Raw genomic sequence first — 18,488 nt, 5'->3', positions numbered from 1 at the left:
TTGGCCCGCCCCATCACATCGAGAAGGAAACCCCGCAGCCGCAGCTCGAGGCCGCGTTCGGATTGTCGATGGTGAACCGCGCGCCCACCAGCTCCTCGGTGAAGTCGATCACCGCGTTCGACAGGAAGGGCAGGGACACCTCGTCCACCACCACCGTCTCGCCTGCGCCTTCGAGCTTCAGGTCGCCCTCCTCGGGCTCGCCCAGCTCGATCTGGTACTGGAACCCCGAACATCCGCCGCCCTCGACCGCCACGCGCAGCGCCTTGCCCTGGTCGGCGGCGCCTATCTCGGAGAGGCGCTCGAAGGCGCGGGGGGTGACGCGGGGGGGCAGGGCGAGATCCATGGCAGCAGGCTCCGGGGGTGGGAATTGCCGGTCCCTCCGATATATGGGCGGGACGTGCCCCTGCACAAGTGAGCCGCCGCCCGTGACCGCCCCCTATGCCTGCGACCCGGATGCCACGCGCGGCCGTCTCTTCCCCGAGGAGGAGAGCGCCTTCCGATCGCCCTTCCAGCGCGACCGGGACCGGATCATCCATGCCAGCGCGTTCCGGCGACTGAAGCACAAGACGCAGGTTTTCGTCGAGCACGAGGGCGACTACTTCCGCACCCGCCTGACCCATTCGATCGAGGTGGCGCAGGTCGCGCGCACCATTTCGGGGCATCTGGGCCTGAACCTCGACCTGACCGAAGCCGTGGCGCTGGCCCACGACCTCGGGCACACACCGTTCGGGCATACCGGCGAAGAGGCGCTGGATCGCCTGATGGCGCCCCGTGGCGGCTTCGACCACAACGCGCAGGCCATCCGCATCGTCACCCGGCTGGAGCGGCACTACGCGGCCTTCGACGGGCTGAACCTGACCTGGGAGACGCTGGAGGGCATCGCCAAACACAACGGGCCGGTCACCGGAGACATTCCCTACGCGCTGGCCGAGTACGACGCCGTCCACGACCTCGAACTCCACACTCATGCGGGGGCCGAGGCGCAGGTGGCCGCGATCGCCGACGACATCGCCTACAACAACCACGACCTGATGGACGGGCTGCGTGCCGGGCTCTTCGCCGCCGCCGAAGTGGTCGACCTGCCGATCCTTCGCGACTGCTTCGCCGAGGTCGACGCCGCCTGGCCCGACCTCGCCCCGTATCGCCGCCGCCACGAGGCGCTCCGCCGCTTCTTCGGTGTTCTGGTCGAGGACGTGATCCGCACCACCGAAACCAACCTCGCGCGGCTAGCCCCCGCCTCGGCCGACGACGTGCGCCAGGCCGGGCGCATGATGGCCCGGTTCTCGCCTGCGCTCTGGACCGATCTCAAGGTCATCCGCGCGTTTCTCTTCGACCGGATGTATCGCGCGCCGTCGGTGGTCGAGATGCGCGAGGAGGTCACCCGCGTGGTTGACGAGCTGTTCCCGCATTTCATGGCCCATCCGCAGGACCTGCCCGCCAGGTGGCAGCCCGACGTCGCAGCCGCCGAGACCGAGACCGACCGCGCGCGCATCGTGTCGGACTACATCGCGGGCATGACCGACCGTTTCGCGCTGCAATGTCACGCACAGTTCGTGCCACCCGACCCCTAGACCCGCGCCGCGAGGCCGGGTTTTCCGGACTTGGCCCGCGTATTCCGATCCGCGAGATGTGCGGCGACCCAACCCCGGAGACCCCGATGATCCGCTTTGCCCCCATCCTCCTGATCCTCGCCGCGACGCCCGCCCTGTCCGAGATCGTGCCCCGCGACGGCACCTGGCAGCCGAAATCGCGCGAGACCGAGCTTGCGCCGACCTGCCCGCCCTTCGCTGCAGGCATGGCCGAGATGATGGCCGCGGGCTTCGACGCCGACCAGCCGATGGAAATCGCTTGGAACGGCCGCTTCGATCCAAACCTGATGTCGATCGCCAAGGATGACAGCGACAGCCTCGACTGGACGCGCCAGCCCGATGACAGCTGGGTCGCCGCCGTGCCGGGCATGCCTGCGGGTGCCTTCGAAGTGACGATGGCCGCCCTGTCGCCGGTCCTGATCGAGAGCCGCGTCTTCATGGATATCGAGGCGCTGATGAAGGCCGAGGGCGAGGTGATGCCCGGCATGGCGGGATGCACGCTGGCGATCGAGATGACGATGGAACATGCCGGGTGACGCCACTGGCGCGCGGGGACGGCGCCGATCGGGGGACGGGCTGATGCGGGCGACGGGCCGACGCCGCGCGGGCGTGGTGGATTGAACCCGCGCCGTGCCGCGGGTAGATGCGCGGCCTGACCCCAAGCCACGGACCCGCGCCCCATGCACCTCTTCGCCGATATCCGCGCCCTCGTCATCGATGCGCTGACCGCCATGGCGGCGGACGGGGCGCTGCCCGAGGGGCTGGAGACGGCCAACGTCACGGTCGAGCCGCCGCGCGACGCGGCCCATGGCGACATGGCGACCAATGCCGCGATGGTGCTGGCCAAGCCCGCGAAGATGAAGCCCCGCGACATCGCCGAGGCGCTGGCCCCACGGCTCGAAGCCGACGGGCGCATCGCGTCGGCCGAGGTGGCGGGGCCCGGCTTTCTCAACATCCGGCTGGCCCCTGAGGTCTGGCGCGACACCGTGGCCGCCGTGCTGTCGCAGGGCCCCGCGTTCGGCCGCTCGCAGATGGGGGCGGGGACCAGGGTCAACGTCGAATACGTCTCGGCCAACCCGACCGGTCCGCTGCACGTGGGGCACACGCGTGGCGCGGTGTTCGGCGACGCGCTGGCCGCGCTTCTGGAATACGCGGGCCACGACGTGACGCGCGAATACGTCATCAACGACGGCGGCGCGCAGATCGACACGCTCGCGCGATCGGTCTACCTGCGCTACCTCGAGGCGCATGGCCGCGACGTGTCCTTTCCCGAGGGCGTCTATCCCGGCGACTACCTCGTGCCCGTAGGCGCGGCCCTGAAGGACAAAGTCGGCGACGCCTATCTCGACCAGCCCGAGAAGGTCTGGCTCGACCCGATCCGTGACTTCGCCACGGACGCGATGATGGACCTGATCCGCGCCGACCTGAAGCGGCTGGGCGTCGAGATGGACGTGTTCTTCAGCGAGAAGTCGCTCTACGGCACCGGCCGGATCGAGGCGGCGATCGCGGCGCTCGACGCCAAGGGCCTGATCTATCGCGGCACGCTCGCGCCGCCCAAGGGCAAGCTCCCCGAGGATTGGGAGGCGCGGGAGCAGACGCTGTTCCGCTCGACCGCCTATGGCGACGATGTCGACCGCCCGATCCAGAAATCCGACGGGGCATGGACCTATTTCGCGCCCGACATCGCCTATCACTTCGACAAGGTGGAGCGCGGCTTCGACGCGCTGATCAACGTCTTCGGCGCCGATCACGGCGGCTACGTCAAGCGCATGAAGGCCGCCGTCGCGGCGCTGACCGACGACCGCGTGCCGCTCGATATCAAGCTGACGCAGCTCGTCCGCCTGACCCGCGACGGCGAGCCCCTGAAGATGTCCAAGCGGGCCGGCACCTTCGTCACGCTGGCCGACGTGATCGAGATGGTGGGCGCGGATGTGACCCGCTTCGTGATGCTGACCCGCAAGAACGACGCGCCGCTCGATTTCGACGTCTCCAAGGTGCTCGAGCAGTCGAAGGACAACCCGGTCTATTACGTGCAATACGCCCATGCCCGCGTGCAATCCGTGCTGCGGCGCGCCGCCGAGCAGAGGATCGACGCATCGGATTCGGCGCTGGCGCAGGCCGATCTTTCGGGTCTCGATCATCCCGCCGAGCAGGCCCTGGCCGCCAAGCTCGCCGAATGGCCCCGGCTGGTCGAGATCGCCGCCCGGACCCACGAGCCGCACCGGATCGCCTTCTATCTCTACGAGCTGGCGGCGGGGCTCCACGGTCTCTGGAACCTCGGCAACAGCGAGACGCAGCTTCGCTTCCTTCAGGACGACAAGTCACACTCGCCCGCCAAGATCGCCCTGCCTCGTGCCGTGTCCATTGTAATTGCAGCCGGTTTGGGTATCCTTGGCGTCGCTCCCGCTGACGAGATGCGTTGAAGACCCCCTGAGGGGCACACGCGTCAGAGGGATGAGGCAATCGGGACGACACCCGGAACGGGGCGTCCTTGGGCAGTGATACGGGCAATCGACGGGGCTTCGCCGCCCCGGTCGATGGAGGGCAGGCACATGGCGGATCTGGATTATTTCGGTGCGGACTATGGGGCCGAGGCGCCTTCCCGTCTGGCGGATGCGGCGCGCAATTTCGGTTGGGTCAACTGGGCCGGGGCGCTGACCTCGCTGGGTCTGACCGCCGCGATGGCGACCTGGGCGGTGGACCTGACCTTCCGCGACGTGTCGGGCGTTCCCGTCATCGCCGCCCTCGAAGGGCCGATGCGGGTCAAGCCGGACAATCCCGGCGGCACGGTCGCGCCGTTCCAGGGCATGGCGCTTTCGGACATCACCTCGGGCGGGGCCGCGGCGCCTGCGCCTGACCAGATCGTCCTCGCCCCCGCGCCGCTGACGCTCGACGCGCCCGCCCTGGGCGAGCGGCTGGCCGCCGCCGGGGTCGATCCGGTCGCCGAGGCGCTCGCCACGCCCGCGCCCGTAGCCGCAATCGCCGCCGCGCCGGTCGCGACGCCCGAGACCGATCTAGCCGCCAAACTCCTCCCGGCGGCGCCCGTGGCCGTTGCCGCGGTCCTTCGTGACGACGACATGGCCGAGGCCATCAACGCCTCGGCACCCGCCGCCGAGATCGTCGCCTCGAACCTCGCCGTGCTGACCCCCTCCGAACCGGAAATCGCTGCCGCCCCCATCGCACCGGTGGTCGCGGGCGTCGCGCGCTCGGCCCGGCCCGCCGCCCGGCCCGCACGCCGCGCCGCGGCCGCCGCGGCCGCCGCCTCCGCCGACCCGGTCGCCTCTGCGGTCTCTGCCGCGCTGGCTGCCGTACCGACCGACGCCCCGGCCGCCGCGTCTGGCACGCAGGTCGCCTCGGCCAGCCGCGACATCGACCCCGCGACGATCGCGCCGGGCACCCGCGTCGTCCAGCTCGGCGCCTTCGACAGCGAGGCCGTCGCCCGCTCGGAATGGGACCGTCTCGATGGCCGCTTCGGCGATTACCTCGCGGGCAAGAGCCGCATGATCCAGAAGGCCACGTCCGGCGGGCGCGACTTCTGGCGCCTGCGCGTCGTCGGTTTCGAGGACGGTGCCGATGCGCGCCGCTTCTGCTCGGCGCTTCTGGCCAAGGACGCGGCCTGCATCCCGGTCACGGTCCGCTGACATGGCCGGGGCCTTCATCGCCGGGTGCGAAGGCCCCGACCTGACCCCCCGCGAGACGGCCTTCTTCCGCGAGGCCGACCCCTGGGGCTTCATCCTCTTCGCCCGCAACGTCGAGACACCCGACAGGCTGCGTGCCCTGACGGCCGCCCTGCGCGAGGCCGTCGGCCGCAACGCCCCCGTCCTGATCGACCAGGAGGGGGGGCGCGTGCAGCGGCTCGGTCCGCCCTTCTGGACCCGCTGGCCGCGCCCGCTGACGCAGATGAGCCGCGCCGCCGATCCGGTCCGCGCGATGTTCCTGCGCGCCACGCTGATCGCACGCGAATTGCGCGACGTGGGCATCGACGTGAACTGCACGCCGACCGCCGATATCGCGGGCGAGGACACGCATCCCTTCCTGCTGTCGCGCCTTTACGGCGACGATGTCGAGACGGTCGCCGCGCGTGCCCGCGCCAATGCCGACGGCTGTCTTCAGGGCGGCGTGCTGCCGGTCATGAAGCACATCCCCGGCCATGGCCGTGCCCCCGCCGACAGCCATCACCGGCTCCCCCGTGTCGACACGCCGCTGGAGGTGCTGCGCAGGACCGATTTCGAGGTCTTCCGACGCCTCGCCGACCTGCCGATGGGCATGTCGGCCCATGTCGTCTACGAGGCGATCGACGACGCGCCCGGCACCGTGTCCGCACCCGTCATCGCCGAGATCCGCGACGGGATCGGCTTCGACGGCCTCCTGATGACCGACGATATCGGCATGGGCGCGCTGGGCGGGACGGTAACCGAACGCTGCACCGCCAGCCTCGCCGCCGGCTGCGACGTGGTCCTGCATTGCAACGGCCTCTGGGACGAGATGCAGGAGGTGGCCGCGACCTGTCCCGCGCTTGGCGGTGTCGCGCTGGAGCGGGCGGATCGCGCGCTGGCCGACCGCGCGTTGCCGGTCGAACTTGACATCGAGGCGGCCCATGCGGAACTTGGCGCACTGACCGCCTGAGCCGCATCCCACGGGGGCCGATTGACCGACCTGCCCTTCACCGAAGGACCGCCCCGCGACGCGACCGATGTCGACGCCCGCCGCGCCGCCGAGGCGCTGATCGTGGATGTCGACGGGTTCGAGGGACCGCTCGACCTGCTGCTGACATTGGCGCGGACGCAGAAGGTCGACCTGCGCACGATCTCGGTGCTGCATCTGGCGCGGCAATACCTGGCCTTCGTCGAGAAGGCGCGCGAACTTCGGATCGAGCTGGCCGCCGATTACCTCGTGATGGCGGCGTGGCTGGCCTTCCTAAAATCGAAGCTTCTCCTGCCGCCCGAGCCGGGCGAGGAGGTGTCGGCCGAGGATCTGGCCGCACACTTGGCCTTCCAGCTCGAACGGCTCGAGGCGATGCGCACCGCCGCCGCGCGGCTGATGGCCCGCGACCGGCTGGGTCGCGACGTCTTCGCGCGCGGCGAGCCACAGGAGGTGTCACGCTCGCGTCGCGTGACCTATACCGCGACGCTGCTCGACCTGATGCAGGGCTACGCCCGACTGCGCACCCGCGACGATTTCCGCCCCTTCACCATGGATCGCGACGGCGTCTGGACGATGGAGGAGGCGCTGGACCGGATGCGTCCTCTGATCGGGCATGCCATCGAATGGACGGACCTTCTGTCCTTTCTGCCCGAGGGCTGGGACGGCGATCCCGCGCGTCGACGCTCGGCCACCGCCTCGACCTTCGCGGCGACACTGGAGCTGGCCAAGGACGGCCGGATCGAGCTGCGGCAGGAGGCGATGTTCGGCCCGATCCGCGTCAGGGGGCGGGCATGAGCGACGCGCAGACCGACCCGCTCTTCGAGGCGCCGCCGCTGGCCGAGCAGGAGCGGATGGTCGAAGCCATCCTCTTCGCGACCGCGTCCCCCGTGACGGTCGCTGACCTGCACGCGCGCCTGCCCCATGGCTGCGACGCGCCCGCGGCCCTAGACCTTCTGCGCCGCCGCTACGAGGGGCGGGGGGTGCGGCTCGTGCGGGTTGGCGACGCCTACGCGATCCGCACCGCGCCGGACCTCGCCTTCCTGATGACCCGCGAGACGGTCGAGACCCGCAAGCTGAGCCGGGCTGCGATCGAGACGCTGGCCATCGTCGCCTATCACCAGCCCGTGACGCGCGCCGAGATCGAGGAGATCCGGGGCGTGTCGGTGTCGCGCGGCACGGTTGAACAGCTACTGGAACTGGACTGGATCAAGCTGGGGCGGCGCCGCGACACGCCGGGCCGCCCGGTGACCTTCGTGGTGACGCGCAACTTCCTCGACCAATTCGGGCTGGAGAGTCCGCGCGACCTGCCGGGTCTAAAAGAGTTGCGCGCGGCGGGCCTGCTGGACAGCGCGCCGCCCCCCGGCGGCGACCCCGAGCTCCCCGAGGAGGACGGGCAGGACGAGCTCTTCACGCCGCCGCCGCCCGAGGACGACTGAACCCGCAACGGGCCGCATGCGTTGGCCCGGTGGCACGCCACCGAGGAGACCGGCCATGATGAAGCAGATCCTCCGACTGGTCCTGTTCAGCGGGATCGCAAAGCTGTTGGGCGGCAAGGCCGCGCGCAATATCCGCCAGGTCGACCGGGTGGCGAAGATGGCACGTCGGATGCGCCGCTAGCCGGACGCGGCCGATCTTTTTACAGGCAATTTGACTGAGATAATGCTGCTGAGGCCACGTGCGTCGGAGCACGGTCGACCACGTAGAGAGTGCCCGAGCGGGGTCGTGCGACCCTGCGTCGGACCTGCATTCCCCAGCCTCGAGAGCCGGCCAGATCAACCTTCGTGCGGCCCCTACGACAGCATATTATGCCTGCCGTCCCATCTAGCCGATTTCACCGGGACCGTGCCTGCCGGTTCGGCAGACCCCGCCGCGTCCCGTTATGCAGCTGCCTCGTTCCGGCGCTTGGCGGCCTTCGACAGCGCGAAGGCGGCGGCACGGTCGATCGAGGCGGTCGCCTCGCCCCACCACGGCTGCCAGAGCTGGCCCATATGCAGAAGGCCCGGCGTCTCGTGCAGGTGAACCTCGGCGCCCTGTTCGGTCGCGCGCCGATGCAGCGCGACCGCGTCGCCATGTAGCACCTCGGGCGTGCCGACCTCGATCCAGGTCGGCGGCAGCAGCGACAGGTCGTCGAGCACGGGCGAGACCTCGGGGTGGTCGTCGGCCATGTCGCCGAAGCACATCCGGGCCAGCCGCCGGTCGCCCGCGTCATCGACCATCGGATCGAGCGCGTCCATCCGGGCGCGACCAGTGTTGAGCCCGCTCCGGTCCGTGTTGGGCGAGAAGAGGAGGAGCGCCAGCGGCGCGTTCCCGGCGCGCACCATCCGCAGCGCGGTCACCAGCGCCAGATGACCACCTGCGCTGTCGCCCGCGAGGATCACCGGGGCTGGCGCGGCTTCGGCCTCGGCCACGGCATCGTCGCGCTGGGCAGGCCAGGGATGCTCGGGTGCCAGCCGGTAGCGGGGCAGGCGCACGGTGAACCGGTGATGCTCGGCCAGCCGGATCGCGGGGCGGATATGCGTCTCGGGCGATCCGAAGACATAGCCGCCGCCGTGGAACCAGACGATCCGGGGCATCGCGGTGAAGCCGCTCGCGTCGACCGACCGGACAGTCAGCCCGCCGGGATCTTCGGCGACCGAGACCTGACGGCGCATCCGCCCCGTCGCGGGTCCAACCACGAGATCGTGGAAGGCGCGGCGCATCTCCTCGGGCGTTTCGCCCAGCGGATGGGCGCGGATGCGGCGAAGCAGGCGCTCGCGGGTGACGGGGGCCTCGAACGGCATCAGACGTTGATCGTCTGGACGGCACCGCCATCCACACGCCAGTTCGAGCCATTCACGAAGGACGCCCGGTTCGAGCAGAGACAGGCGATCACGAAGGCGACTTCCTCGGGTTTGCCGCGCCGGTCGAGCACTAGGTGCGGCCGCTCTTCCTCGAGGAAGCTGTCGATCGCCTCTTCAAAGGACACGCCCTTCTCCTCGGCGCGCTTTTCCATCATCCCGTCGGTCATGTCGGTCTCGATGAAGGCGGGGGCCACGCAATTGATCAGCGTTCCCTTCTGCGCGTAAACTTGGCTCATGCCCTTGGCGAAGCTGAGGACGGCGGCCTTCGACGCGTTGTAGACGACCTCGTCGGGATAGGGCTGCGCGACGTTCTCGGAGGTGACGAAGACGACCCGGCCCCAGCCCCGGTCGTTCATGCCGGGAATGAACGCCTTCGACATGCGCACGGCGGTCATGAAATCGGTGTTCCAGGCGTGTTCCCAGTCCTCTTCGGTGATGTCGGCCAGCGGGTCGCCCTTGGCGCCCGTCACCCCGGCGGCATGGACGAGGATATCGGCCTGCCAGCCCGCGTCGGCCACGGCCTGGGCCACCTTGTCGGCACCGTCCTGCGACGTAAGGTCCGCCACCACGGTCACCACGCCGTCGCCCAGCTTGGAGGCCGCCTCGGACAGCTCGTCCTCGTCGATATCGGTCAGGACGAGGTTCGCGCCGTCGCCTTGGAGGATCTTCGCCGTTTCGAGCGCCATGTCGCCCGCCGCGCCGGAGATGACCGCGGTGCGGCCCTTGATGTCGAGATCCATGGTGTCGTCTCCGGTCGGTCCGTCACGCAACCGCGCCGGCGCGCCGGGGGGCGCGGGCGGGCAGGGGCGTGATCTGTGTCGTGCCATTCATGTCGTGCAGGATGTTCTGGGCCTGTTACTGGCCCCAATCCGCTCGGGGCCGGAAGGTTCCCAACGACTTAGCGGCGCCGCGTGCCGATCTGGAAGCCCTCGGCGCGCAGCGCGTCGGTCGCGATGCGCCCCAGCCAGAGGATCACGGCCCCGAACGCCGCCAGCGCTACCGCGCCGATGGCGAGGGTCGCGGGATCCGTCCGCGCCACGGCGAGCCCGCCGAGCACGCCCAGCCAAACCATGCCGAACGTCCCCGGCGCGAGCCCCAGCACGGTCGCGGCGACGTAAGGCATCGTCCGGACGGAGGTCAGCCCCAGAAGCCAGTTCTGCAAGGTGAATGGCAGGATCGGGGTCAGCCGCAGCAGCGCCACGAAGACAAGCGGGCGGCGCGCCACCGCGCGGTCGGCCGCCGCGACCCGCGGCCCGTCGAAGCGCCGCATCACCGGACCGCGCAGCCAGTGCCGCCCGATCAGGTAGGGCGGCAGGCAGCCCAGCAGGCTTCCGGCCATCGACAGGGGATAACCCCACCAGCCGAACACCAGTCCGCCCACCACCGACATCGCCGCCGCCGGAAGGGGCAGGATCACGACGACGATGTAGACGATCAGGAAGGCCAGCCACGCGGGCGCGCCCCGCGCCTCGACCCAGGCCTTGAGATCCGGCACCTGGTCGCGCCAGGGCAAGAGCCACAGCACGCCGCCGATCGCGACGAGCGCGATGGGCCAGATCCAGACTTGCCAGGCCGGGACCGGATCGGGGGTGCGGGGATCGGTCACGCGCCTTCCTTGGCCCCTGTGCCGGACGGTTGCAATGGTGGTGCACCGAGACCCAGACATGGCGGCGGGCCCATCGCGCTGGACGGCAGGGCGGCTTCGGTGCGGGTGGGCGGCCGGTGCGCTGGGCCAGAAGGACTGCGCTGCGTGGTTGGCGGCAGCGGCGCTTCGCGGTGGGAGGCGGTCGCCGCTGCGAAGGTCCAGTCGGCGCGCCTCGGGGTTGCGGGGGCGATGGAGGGTCGGCGTCTGCGAGCGGGTCTTCGGTGAGGGAGAGTCAGCGACATCGGAGAGCGGGAGGCGTGGCGCGAAGCGACCCCACGAAGCTGGGGGTAGGAATTTGGGTCGGGAATGGTCCTGAACGCGATGGAGCCGGTGCCGGTGCGCGGCGGTGAAGAGCCAAGGCCGGAGGCGCGAGCGATGCTGTTCGCGGTGATCGAAGCGAAGGCCGATCGCGCTGCGCTGGCCGGTGCCCGGACCATGTCGACGGAGCCGACGGACAGGGTGCCTACTTGGGAACGTTCAGCGCCAAGGGTCCGACAGGATCAGGCCCGACGGGAGTCGGACATTACTTGGCGCAGCCTGAGTAGCGGTCCTCGTTTGTCAGAAGGTGGGGGTCGAATTGCACGGTGAAGATGGCATTCGGTCGAGGGCCGCAGATGAACGATGGGCGGCGAGCCCTGCCGTCCATGTTGCAGGGGCGTTCGCTTGGCGGTGCCGTCTTCCGAACCTGCGGTAAGCGGATAGCGCGTGGGGCGGCTCGGGCGCGTGGCTAAACGGACGCGTCGACGCGGCGGCGGTCCGAGCGGTGTGCCGCGATCCAGGCATCGAGGGCGGCGTCTTCGGGGGGCACTGCCTCGGCGGCGCCGTCCGTAAAGGCGTCGAGCGCCGCACGGTTCATCGGGTTCACCCCGACGAGCACGTCCGTCCCCGCCTCGAGCGCCCGTGCGATCACCGGGCGGAAGCCGCGCCCCGCAGCCTCGTGCTTGCCGAACTTGTTGACGATAAGGAGGTCCGCGCCCCGCGCCAGCGCCGCCTCGGCGGCGGCGACGGCGGTCTCGAGCGCCTCGGGGTCGAGCCGGCAGCCGCGCGCCGCGGGGCCGAGCGATTGGCTGATCCGCACGGTCGGCCCGTCCGGCAGCACGATCGCGTCCATGTCGCAGCGCTCGCCGCCCGGGCGGTCATGGTTCACCTGCACCACCCCCGCGACGCGGAGACCGGCCGTGATCGCCCGCCGTGCCGCCCCGTGCAGGAGTGGGTCGAGGGCGCGTTTGCCGTCGGTCATGGTATAGGCGAGCCGCATGGGCGAGGGATCGCAGGGCGGGCGCGGGGGTGCAAGTCCCGGGCTTGACCGGCACGGGTGGGCGCGTCACGGCTGGGCCATGGCCAACCGCTTTCCCCGCATCGATCCGCTCGGAGAAGACGCGCTTCTCGTGCGGTTCACCGATGTGCTGGACGATGCGGCGAACCGGGCTGCCATGGCGTTCCGCGCCGCACTCGACGCCGACCCGCCGGATGGAGTGGAGGAGACGGCCTCCTCGCTGGGGTCGGTGCTGGTCCGAGGCGGCGGCGACGGGCTTGAGGCCGATCTGGGTGCGCGTCTCGGCGCCCGCGACTGGGCCAATGTGCCGCTCCCACCGCGCCGCCTCTGGCGGGTGCCATGCGCCTATGGCGGCGCCGACGGGCCGCAACTGGCCGAGGCGGCGGCGATGGCGGGGCTGGACGAGGATGCGGCAGTCGCGGCGTTGTCGGGGGCGCGGCTCCGGGTGCTGGCGCTCGGCTTTGCGCCGGGGATGCCCTATCTCGGGATCCTGCCGCCGCGTTGGGACCTGCCGCGTCAGACCGATCTGACGCCGAAGGTGCCCGAGGGCGCGCTGGTCGTCGCGGTCCGGCAACTGGTGCTCTTCGGGACCGAGGCGCCGACCGGCTGGCGACAGGTGGGGCGCACGGCGTTCGGCTGTTTCGATCCGGGTCGTGCGCGCCCCATCGCGCTGGCGCCGGGCGACGAGATGACCTTCCCGGCGGTCTCGCCCGCCGAGTTGGAAGACCGGGCCGCCGCGGATCCCGACCGCCATGGCGGTGCGACATGGGAGCGGTTGTCGTGACCCGCGCGCGCCGGTGCAGCTTGGTCCGAATGGGGATCGGATCAGGTCGGCGACGGGATCCAGAGGTGGGGTGCGGCGAGCCGGACGCGCAGCCACCTTGGCGTTTGCCGCATGCGGCTGGCCAAGCGGATCGCGCGTCGATCACGTCGCGAGCACAGGCGCTTCGGGTTCGCACGCCCCTTGGCCGGGCGCGATGCGCCATGACCTCGCGCGCCGTCGTCACCGGCGGACTGCCCGTCGCGGTGTCGGATCGCGGTCGTGCCGGATGGCTGTCTCCGGGACGGGCCCGAACCAACGCAGTCGTGCAGACCGCCCGAATGGCAGACCTGAACGGCGGCGGGGTCATATCCTTGCGCCGGACGTCCCGACAGGGCGCGCCGTGACCGGGCTCGAGATCATCGCCTGCGGGCCGCTCGTCACGGTGCAGGATCGCGGGCGTCCCGGCTGGCTGTCGCAGGGGTTGGCGCAGGGCGGCGCGGCGGACCGGGCGGCGCTCGACGAGGCCGATGCGTTGCTGGGCGAGGCGGGGGCCGGGATCGAGACGCCGGGCGCGCCACTCGCGGTCCGGCTTGGAGCGGCGGCGCATGTCGCGCTGACCGGTGCGCCCATGCGGGCCACCGCCGATGGCGCGCCAGTGGAGTGGAACACCGCGACGACGCTGCCGGCGGGGACGCGGCTCGAGCTCAAACCCACGGGTGCGGGCGTCTATTCCTACCTCCATGTCGCGGGCGGGTTTGCGACCGCGCCGGTGCTCGGCAGCCGCGCGGCGCATCTGATCGCGCGGATCGGGCGCGCGCTCGTCCCCGGCGACGTCCTGCCCTACGGTCCGAGCGATGGGCCCGCTCGCAGGGTTCAGGCGATGGACCGGCTGGGCGGGGGCGTCCTGCGGATCGTGCCGGGTCCGCAGACGGCGCTGTTCCCGCCCGAGGTGCGGGACCGGTTCACGACGACCGCCTTCATCCGCGACCCGCGCGGCAACCGGCAGGGGGTCCGGCTCGCCATGGCGGGCGCGGGGTTCGAGACCGCGGGACAGCTCGGCCTCCTGTCGGATTTCATCCGGCCCGGCGACGTGCAGATGACCGGCGACGGCGTGCCCTACATCCTCGGGCCGGAATGCCAGACGACCGGGGGCTATCCACGGATCGGCACGGTCATCGCCGCAGACCTGCCGCGCGCGCTGCAGGCGCCGCCCGGCGCGCCCCTGACCCTGCGGTTCGTGACGCGCGAGGTGGCGCGCGCCGCCCGCTGGGGCCGACCCCGGACCGCGCCGCTGATCCGCGACCCCCGCGCGCTCGATCTCAACGGAGAGCAGCTGATCGGGGGCGTGATCTCGGCACGGGACGCTTGACCCGTCCTCCTCTGGCCGGAAATACCTCGGGGGTCCGGGGGCTGGCCCCCGGTTCGCGGGACGGGAGCCGGGGCATGCAGGTCGATCTCAACGCCGATATGGGCGAGGGCTACGGCGATTGGACGATGGGCGACGACGCGGCGCTCCTCGACATCGTGACCTCGGCCAATATCGCCTGCGGCGCCCATGCGGGCGATTGGGACGTGATGGCCGCGACCATGGCCGGCGCCGTGGCAAAGGGTGTCGGGATCGGCGCGCATCCGGGGTACGCGGACCTGCAGGGCTTCGGGCGGCGGCGGATCGCCATGCCGCTTGAGAGCGTGGCCAATCTCGTGGCCTGGCAGTTCGGCGCGGCGCGGGGTGTCGCGGCGACCGTCGGTGCGGAGGTCCGGCACTTCAAGCTGCACGGGGCGCTGGCCAACATGGCGTCCGAGGATGCAGACCTGGCGCGCGCGGCATATGGCGCGGCCCGGCGGATCGACCCGGAGGCGATTCTTCTGGTGCTGGCGGGCACCGCGCAGGAGCGGGTCGCGCGCGAAATGGGCGGGCCATGGGCGGGCGAGATCTTCGCCGACCGGGGCTATGCGGACGACGCCACGCTGATCACGCGGGGCACAGCCGGTGCGATGATCCACGACCCCGAGGTCGCGGCCGCACGGATGGTGCGCTTCGTCCGCGACGGCGCGATTTACGCGGTGTCGGGCAAGACGATCCCGGCGGCGTGCGACTCGATCTGCCTGCATGGCGACGGGCCGGAGGCGGTCGCGATCGCGCGGGCCGTGCGGACGGCGCTGGAGGCCGAGGGCGTGACGCTCGCGCCGATGGTCGGCCGACACGCGTAGCGCCGCCGCGGGGCGAATTTTCTTCGGGAAGAAAATTGCGTCCCGCCGGGTGGCCGGTGTCGCTCGCGAGAGATGGATGCGGCGCCGCGCCCCCGAGGGGCAGACCACCCGCTGTCCGACCCCTCCTCGGGGCCGGGTCGGTGCCATCACCGGTGATCGCACGACCCCCCGAACATCCGGGGGCACGGGATCGGTCTTCCATGTCCGGACCGGGTGAGAGCCGATCCGCGTCGCGACGGGGACGGGTTTGGCCGCGAGCGGTTAACGCGCGATGAACGGCGGGCCGGGCGATTGCATATTTCTGGCACATCGATGGGATATGGGCGCGACGGCCCGGGCCGCGGGTCCGTGTTGGGGTCGCAGGGTATGCGCCGCGATGGTGCGGGTAAGGGTGCGGTGGGACATGGTGAAGCGTGGCGCTTCGAGCTGCGCGGGTCGCGAAGGTGGTCCGGCCATCTCGGGTCGGGCCGCCCGGACGGTAGGGGAATTAGCGCAGGCGCGGCGGGGCGTCGGGGTCGGATGCAGGGCCCGGGGGCTCGGGCTGCGGCAGGTCGATGCGGAGGCCGTGGCGGGCGAGGCTGGCAGCCAGCGGCTGGGCGGCGCGCAGGAACGTCACGTCGATCTGGCCCGCGTCGAGACCCGAGAAGACGAGCGCCTCCGAGACCGCGCGGGCGAGGTCGGGCTCGGCGCCCGGCACCGGATCGACCACCCCGAGGATATGGCCGCGCGCGCCGTCCGTATAGGTCACGCCGGCGAGGTAGGCGGTCCGCGCGAGGCCCGCCGCGAGGGTCAGCTTGCCGTCGAGCGCCGTCAGGAGTGCGTCCGGCAGGCCGCCGGGGGCCGTGACCTCGGCGATGCGGCGCTCGGCTTCTTCGGGGGCGTGGGCGAGCGTGTCGGCGAGCCATCCGATGGCCTCGGGCGGGAGGAGCTGGGCCGAGGGCGCGTCGTCGAGGTTGAGCGCGAGGCCCAGCGCCTCGGGGGCCAGCATCGCGGCGAGGCGGCGACCGGAGAGCGTGGCGGTGGGCGCGGCCCCCGTGAAGGCTTCCAGCCGCTCGGGCAGGTCGAAGGCGAGGGCGTAGCGCGCGCCCTCGATCTCGACGAGGCGCGGGGTGACGGCATCGTCCGTGGCCGCGTCGAGCAGGAGATGCATCTCGGCCTCGGCCAGCGCGTTCCAGAAGGCGAGCCGGTCGGTGTCGGCGCCGGTCGCCTCGGCCCGGAGATGGGCGCGGTCGAGGGGGGTGTCGTCGGTCATGCGGGGTCCGTCGGCTGCGGTCGGTCCCGCCCCCTAGCGGATCGGTCGGGCGGCGTCACGCGAGCGCGTCGGCGATGGCGGTGCGGAGCGCGGGCAGGGTCTCGGCCTCGAACCAGGGGTGCTTCTTCAGCCACGCGGTGTTGCGCCAGGAGGGATGGGGCAGGCACCAGATGCGCGGGGCGAGGGCGCGCCAGTCGCGCACCCTGTCGGTGACGCGCCCGCGACCCAGGTGCCAGTCCTGCGCGTAGCCTCCGATCAGCAGCGTCACGGGCGGGTCGCCCGCGTGATCGAGCGCCGCGGCCCGCCATGTCGCCGCGCAGATCTTCGGCGGGGGGATGTCGCCGCCCTTGTCGTCATAGCCCGGAAAGCAGAAGCCCATCGGCACGATGGCCACGTTGTCGCGGTCCCAGAAGGTGTCGCCGTTCACGCCCATCCAGTCGCGCAGGCGCACGCCCGAGGGGTCGTCGAAAGGTTTGCCCGAAAGATGGGCGCGCATGCCGGGCGCCTGGCTCGCGATCAGGATGCGCGCGCCGGGGCGGAACCAGACGACGGGCCGGGGGCGATGGGCGCTGGCGGTGGCGGCGAAACGGTCGGCGCAGTGGCGGCAGGCGGCGATGTCGTCGGTGACGGGCATCCCCGGCAGGTAGGCGGGCGCGGCGGCGGGCCAAGGGGGGCGCGGCCGCCGGTGGAGATCGGCGCGCGGGTGGGTCCCCGCGCGCCGCAGGCTCAGGACGCGTCGCAGGGGGCGAAGCGGGCGCGCAGGGCTGCCGCTTCTGCAGGCGAGAGTCGGTCGAAGGCGTCCACGGAACGGGTCAGCGGGACGAAGGGCGCCTCGGGATCGGTGCGGATCGCGGTCGAGATCGGGAGCGAGCGGCCCAGGGGGGCGGTGGTGCAGCCGCGTTCGACCGACACGCCGAGGCTGCCCGCACCCATCGTGCCGGATGCGCGAAGCGCACGGATGGCCGTCTGTGCGGCGACCAGCCGCGGCGCGTCGGCAGGCGCGATACGGGCGACGTAGCGGCGCGTGCCGGGGGACGCGGTGGTTGCGGGCGCGATCATCAGGGGTACGGTTTCGGAAACGGCGGGCATGTCCGCGCCCTCCGCCCGGAAGGCGAGCGACAGGACCGCGTCGCCGGAGCGGAGCCGGACCGTGTCGGGGACTGTGACGGCGAGTGCGACATGCTCGGGCGCGGTGGTCAACGGATCGAGCCGGGCGGCGGCCATCAGCCCCGCTGGCGTGATCGCGTCGCATCCCGCGAGGGTGGTCAGAAAGAGGAGCGGCAGGATTGTCTTCATGGTAGCATCCGATCATGAATTGCGAATCGTTGGATGTTTAATGTAAAACATTCATTATTGGATTGGGAGACGAAACATGGTCGATACGACAGGCCTGCAACGGTCGGCTCGGATGCTGACGCGTGTGCTGACGGGGGTGCAGGCGCTTCTGGTGGCGGGGATTTTCGTGCTTCTAGCGGGGGCGGTGAACACGCCGATGCCGATGGGGGGATGGCTCGCCGGGCTCGCGGGGGCCGACCCGCACGGGATGGCGCTCTGGCAGGCGGTGGTGCTGGCGCTGGTGGCGGCGGGGCAACTCGGGCTATGGATGGGGGCGGCGGGGGCGATGCGGCAGACCTTCGCGGCGCTGGGCTGGCTCGATCCCGCAGGTGCGTCGCTGGCGGCGGGGCGAACGGCGCGCTGGCTCTGGACGGTACTGATCGTCGGCGTGCTGACGCATATGGCCGCCACCGGGGTCGCGACATGGCATTATCCGGACGGCGAGCGGATGCTGGGTATAAGCCTCGGGTCGGCGCAGGTCTCGACGGCGTTGGCGGCGCTGCTGGCGGCGTTCATGGCGCGGGCATTCTCGCTCGGGGCGGAGCTCTGGCACGATACCCGGGGTATGATCTGATGGCGATCGTGGTGCGCCTCGACGTGGCGCTGGCGCGGCGCAAGATGACCTCGCGCGACCTCGCGGCGCGGATCGGGCTGTCGGAACAGAACCTCTCGGTACTGCGCTCGGGGCGGGCGCGGGGCGTGCGGTTCGGCACGCTCGACGCGATCTGCCGCGAATTGGAGTGCCAGCCGGGAGACCTGCTGGACTACGAGCCGGACGGGCCGCCGCCGAACGATGGCGGTGTGGCTTAGGGCGAATTGAGTTGCGCGCGATCGGATTGCGACCAGCGTGTCGTTCGGGCATGAGGAGTGGCAAGCCCTGATACGCCGCCACTCGGCGCGCGCGAATTTCCCCTCTAGGCGATGTTGACTCGG

21 protein-coding genes are annotated in these 18,488 nt (G+C 71.3%); 13 read left to right on the top strand and 8 right to left on the bottom strand.

Features of this window, described 5'->3' with window-relative positions:
- Positions 1–13 precede the first annotated feature (13 nt).
- On the bottom strand, positions 14–343 hold the full coding sequence (locus tag ACK8OR_RS05785; RefSeq protein WP_410188473.1) for a HesB/IscA family protein: 330 nt from the start codon (positions 341–343) through the stop codon (positions 14–16).
- 82 nt (positions 344–425) lie between these two features.
- Here ACK8OR_RS05785 and ACK8OR_RS05780 point away from each other — a divergent pair, with 82 nt between their 5' ends.
- From ACK8OR_RS05780 to ACK8OR_RS05745, 8 genes are all read left to right on the top strand, one after another.
- Entirely contained in the window at positions 426–1,571 is a 1,146-nt protein-coding gene (locus ACK8OR_RS05780) for a deoxyguanosinetriphosphate triphosphohydrolase (RefSeq protein WP_410188472.1), read from the top strand.
- 86 nt (positions 1,572–1,657) lie between these two features.
- Entirely contained in the window at positions 1,658–2,125 is a 468-nt protein-coding gene (locus tag ACK8OR_RS05775; protein WP_410188471.1) for a hypothetical protein, read from the top strand.
- 144 nt (positions 2,126–2,269) lie between these two features.
- Positions 2,270–4,012 (top strand): arginine--tRNA ligase, encoded by a 1,743-nt coding sequence (gene argS / locus ACK8OR_RS05770; RefSeq protein ID WP_410188470.1) that lies wholly within the window; start codon positions 2,270–2,272, stop codon positions 4,010–4,012.
- Between the two features lie 129 nt (positions 4,013–4,141).
- The gene (locus ACK8OR_RS05765) at positions 4,142–5,230 is read left to right on the top strand and encodes an SPOR domain-containing protein (protein WP_410188469.1); all 1,089 of its coding nucleotides are present in this window, start codon (positions 4,142–4,144) and stop codon (positions 5,228–5,230) included.
- 1 nt (position 5,231) lies between these two features.
- Positions 5,232–6,215 (top strand): glycoside hydrolase family 3 N-terminal domain-containing protein, encoded by a 984-nt coding sequence (locus tag ACK8OR_RS05760; protein ID WP_410188468.1) that lies wholly within the window; start codon positions 5,232–5,234, stop codon positions 6,213–6,215.
- 21 nt (positions 6,216–6,236) lie between these two features.
- On the top strand, positions 6,237–7,028 hold the full coding sequence (locus ACK8OR_RS05755) for a segregation and condensation protein A (protein ID WP_410188467.1): 792 nt from the start codon (positions 6,237–6,239) through the stop codon (positions 7,026–7,028).
- Entirely contained in the window at positions 7,025–7,669 is a 645-nt protein-coding gene (gene scpB, locus ACK8OR_RS05750) for an SMC-Scp complex subunit ScpB (protein WP_410188466.1), read from the top strand. Before ACK8OR_RS05755 ends, scpB begins: the two co-directional genes overlap by 4 nt.
- 55 nt (positions 7,670–7,724) lie before the next feature.
- Entirely contained in the window at positions 7,725–7,850 is a 126-nt protein-coding gene (locus ACK8OR_RS05745) for a hypothetical protein (RefSeq protein WP_298433786.1), read from the top strand.
- A 260-nt stretch (positions 7,851–8,110) separates the two neighbouring features.
- Here ACK8OR_RS05745 and ACK8OR_RS05740 read toward each other — a convergent pair whose 3' ends face one another.
- From ACK8OR_RS05740 to ACK8OR_RS05725, 4 genes are all read right to left on the bottom strand, one after another.
- Positions 8,111–9,013, bottom strand: a complete 903-nt coding sequence (locus ACK8OR_RS05740; protein ID WP_410188465.1) for an alpha/beta hydrolase fold domain-containing protein — start codon at positions 9,011–9,013, stop codon at positions 8,111–8,113.
- The gene (locus ACK8OR_RS05735) at positions 9,013–9,813 is read right to left on the bottom strand and encodes an SDR family NAD(P)-dependent oxidoreductase (RefSeq protein WP_410188464.1); all 801 of its coding nucleotides are present in this window, start codon (positions 9,811–9,813) and stop codon (positions 9,013–9,015) included. Before ACK8OR_RS05735 ends, ACK8OR_RS05740 begins: the two co-directional genes overlap by 1 nt.
- A 158-nt stretch (positions 9,814–9,971) precedes the next feature.
- Positions 9,972–10,679, bottom strand: coding sequence for a TVP38/TMEM64 family protein (locus tag ACK8OR_RS05730; RefSeq protein ID WP_410188463.1), 708 nt, complete (start codon positions 10,677–10,679; stop codon positions 9,972–9,974).
- 766 nt (positions 10,680–11,445) lie between these two features.
- On the bottom strand, positions 11,446–11,976 hold the full coding sequence (locus tag ACK8OR_RS05725) for a DUF2478 domain-containing protein (protein WP_410188462.1): 531 nt from the start codon (positions 11,974–11,976) through the stop codon (positions 11,446–11,448).
- 79 nt (positions 11,977–12,055) lie between these two features.
- Here ACK8OR_RS05725 and ACK8OR_RS05720 point away from each other — a divergent pair, with 79 nt between their 5' ends.
- The 3 genes from ACK8OR_RS05720 to ACK8OR_RS05710 all read left to right on the top strand — a co-directional run bounded on the left by ACK8OR_RS05720 (position 12,056) and on the right by ACK8OR_RS05710 (position 14,968).
- Positions 12,056–12,778 carry a 5-oxoprolinase subunit B family protein gene (locus ACK8OR_RS05720; RefSeq protein WP_410188461.1) on the top strand — a complete coding sequence of 241 codons (723 nt, stop codon included), beginning with the start codon at positions 12,056–12,058 and terminating at the stop codon, positions 12,776–12,778.
- A 379-nt stretch (positions 12,779–13,157) separates the two neighbouring features.
- Positions 13,158–14,126 (top strand): 5-oxoprolinase subunit C family protein, encoded by a 969-nt coding sequence (locus ACK8OR_RS05715; protein ID WP_410188460.1) that lies wholly within the window; start codon positions 13,158–13,160, stop codon positions 14,124–14,126.
- A 74-nt stretch (positions 14,127–14,200) separates the two neighbouring features.
- A complete protein-coding gene (locus ACK8OR_RS05710; protein ID WP_410188459.1) occupies positions 14,201–14,968 on the top strand; it encodes a LamB/YcsF family protein in 768 nt (255 codons plus the stop codon).
- A gap of 487 nt (positions 14,969–15,455) precedes the next feature.
- On the opposite strand, the gene ACK8OR_RS05705 is transcribed toward ACK8OR_RS05710, so the two are convergent.
- The 3 genes from ACK8OR_RS05705 to ACK8OR_RS05695 all read right to left on the bottom strand — a co-directional run bounded on the left by ACK8OR_RS05705 (position 15,456) and on the right by ACK8OR_RS05695 (position 17,516).
- Complete coding sequence (locus tag ACK8OR_RS05705) at positions 15,456–16,220, bottom strand: SseB family protein (protein WP_410188458.1); 765 nt, start codon at positions 16,218–16,220, stop codon at positions 15,456–15,458.
- Between the two features lie 55 nt (positions 16,221–16,275).
- Positions 16,276–16,854 (bottom strand): uracil-DNA glycosylase family protein, encoded by a 579-nt coding sequence (locus ACK8OR_RS05700; RefSeq protein WP_410188457.1) that lies wholly within the window; start codon positions 16,852–16,854, stop codon positions 16,276–16,278.
- 92 nt (positions 16,855–16,946) lie between these two features.
- Positions 16,947–17,516, bottom strand: a complete 570-nt coding sequence (locus ACK8OR_RS05695) for a hypothetical protein (protein ID WP_410188456.1) — start codon at positions 17,514–17,516, stop codon at positions 16,947–16,949.
- Positions 17,517–17,592: 76 nt separating this feature from the next.
- On the opposite strand from ACK8OR_RS05695, the gene ACK8OR_RS05690 reads away from it, so the two are divergent.
- Positions 17,593–18,129, top strand: a complete 537-nt coding sequence (locus ACK8OR_RS05690) for a hypothetical protein (RefSeq protein WP_410188455.1) — start codon at positions 17,593–17,595, stop codon at positions 18,127–18,129.
- Complete coding sequence (locus ACK8OR_RS05685; RefSeq protein WP_410188454.1) at positions 18,129–18,365, top strand: helix-turn-helix domain-containing protein; 237 nt, start codon at positions 18,129–18,131, stop codon at positions 18,363–18,365. Before ACK8OR_RS05690 ends, ACK8OR_RS05685 begins: the two co-directional genes overlap by 1 nt.
- Positions 18,366–18,488 lie beyond the last annotated feature (123 nt).

Origin of the sequence: Jannaschia halovivens, assembly GCF_046452375.1 — a bacterium.
GTDB lineage: Bacteria > Pseudomonadota > Alphaproteobacteria > Rhodobacterales > Rhodobacteraceae > Jannaschia > Jannaschia halovivens.
Note: the sequence above shows the minus strand (reverse complement) of the source record. Positions and strands in the feature narration are given on the sequence as shown.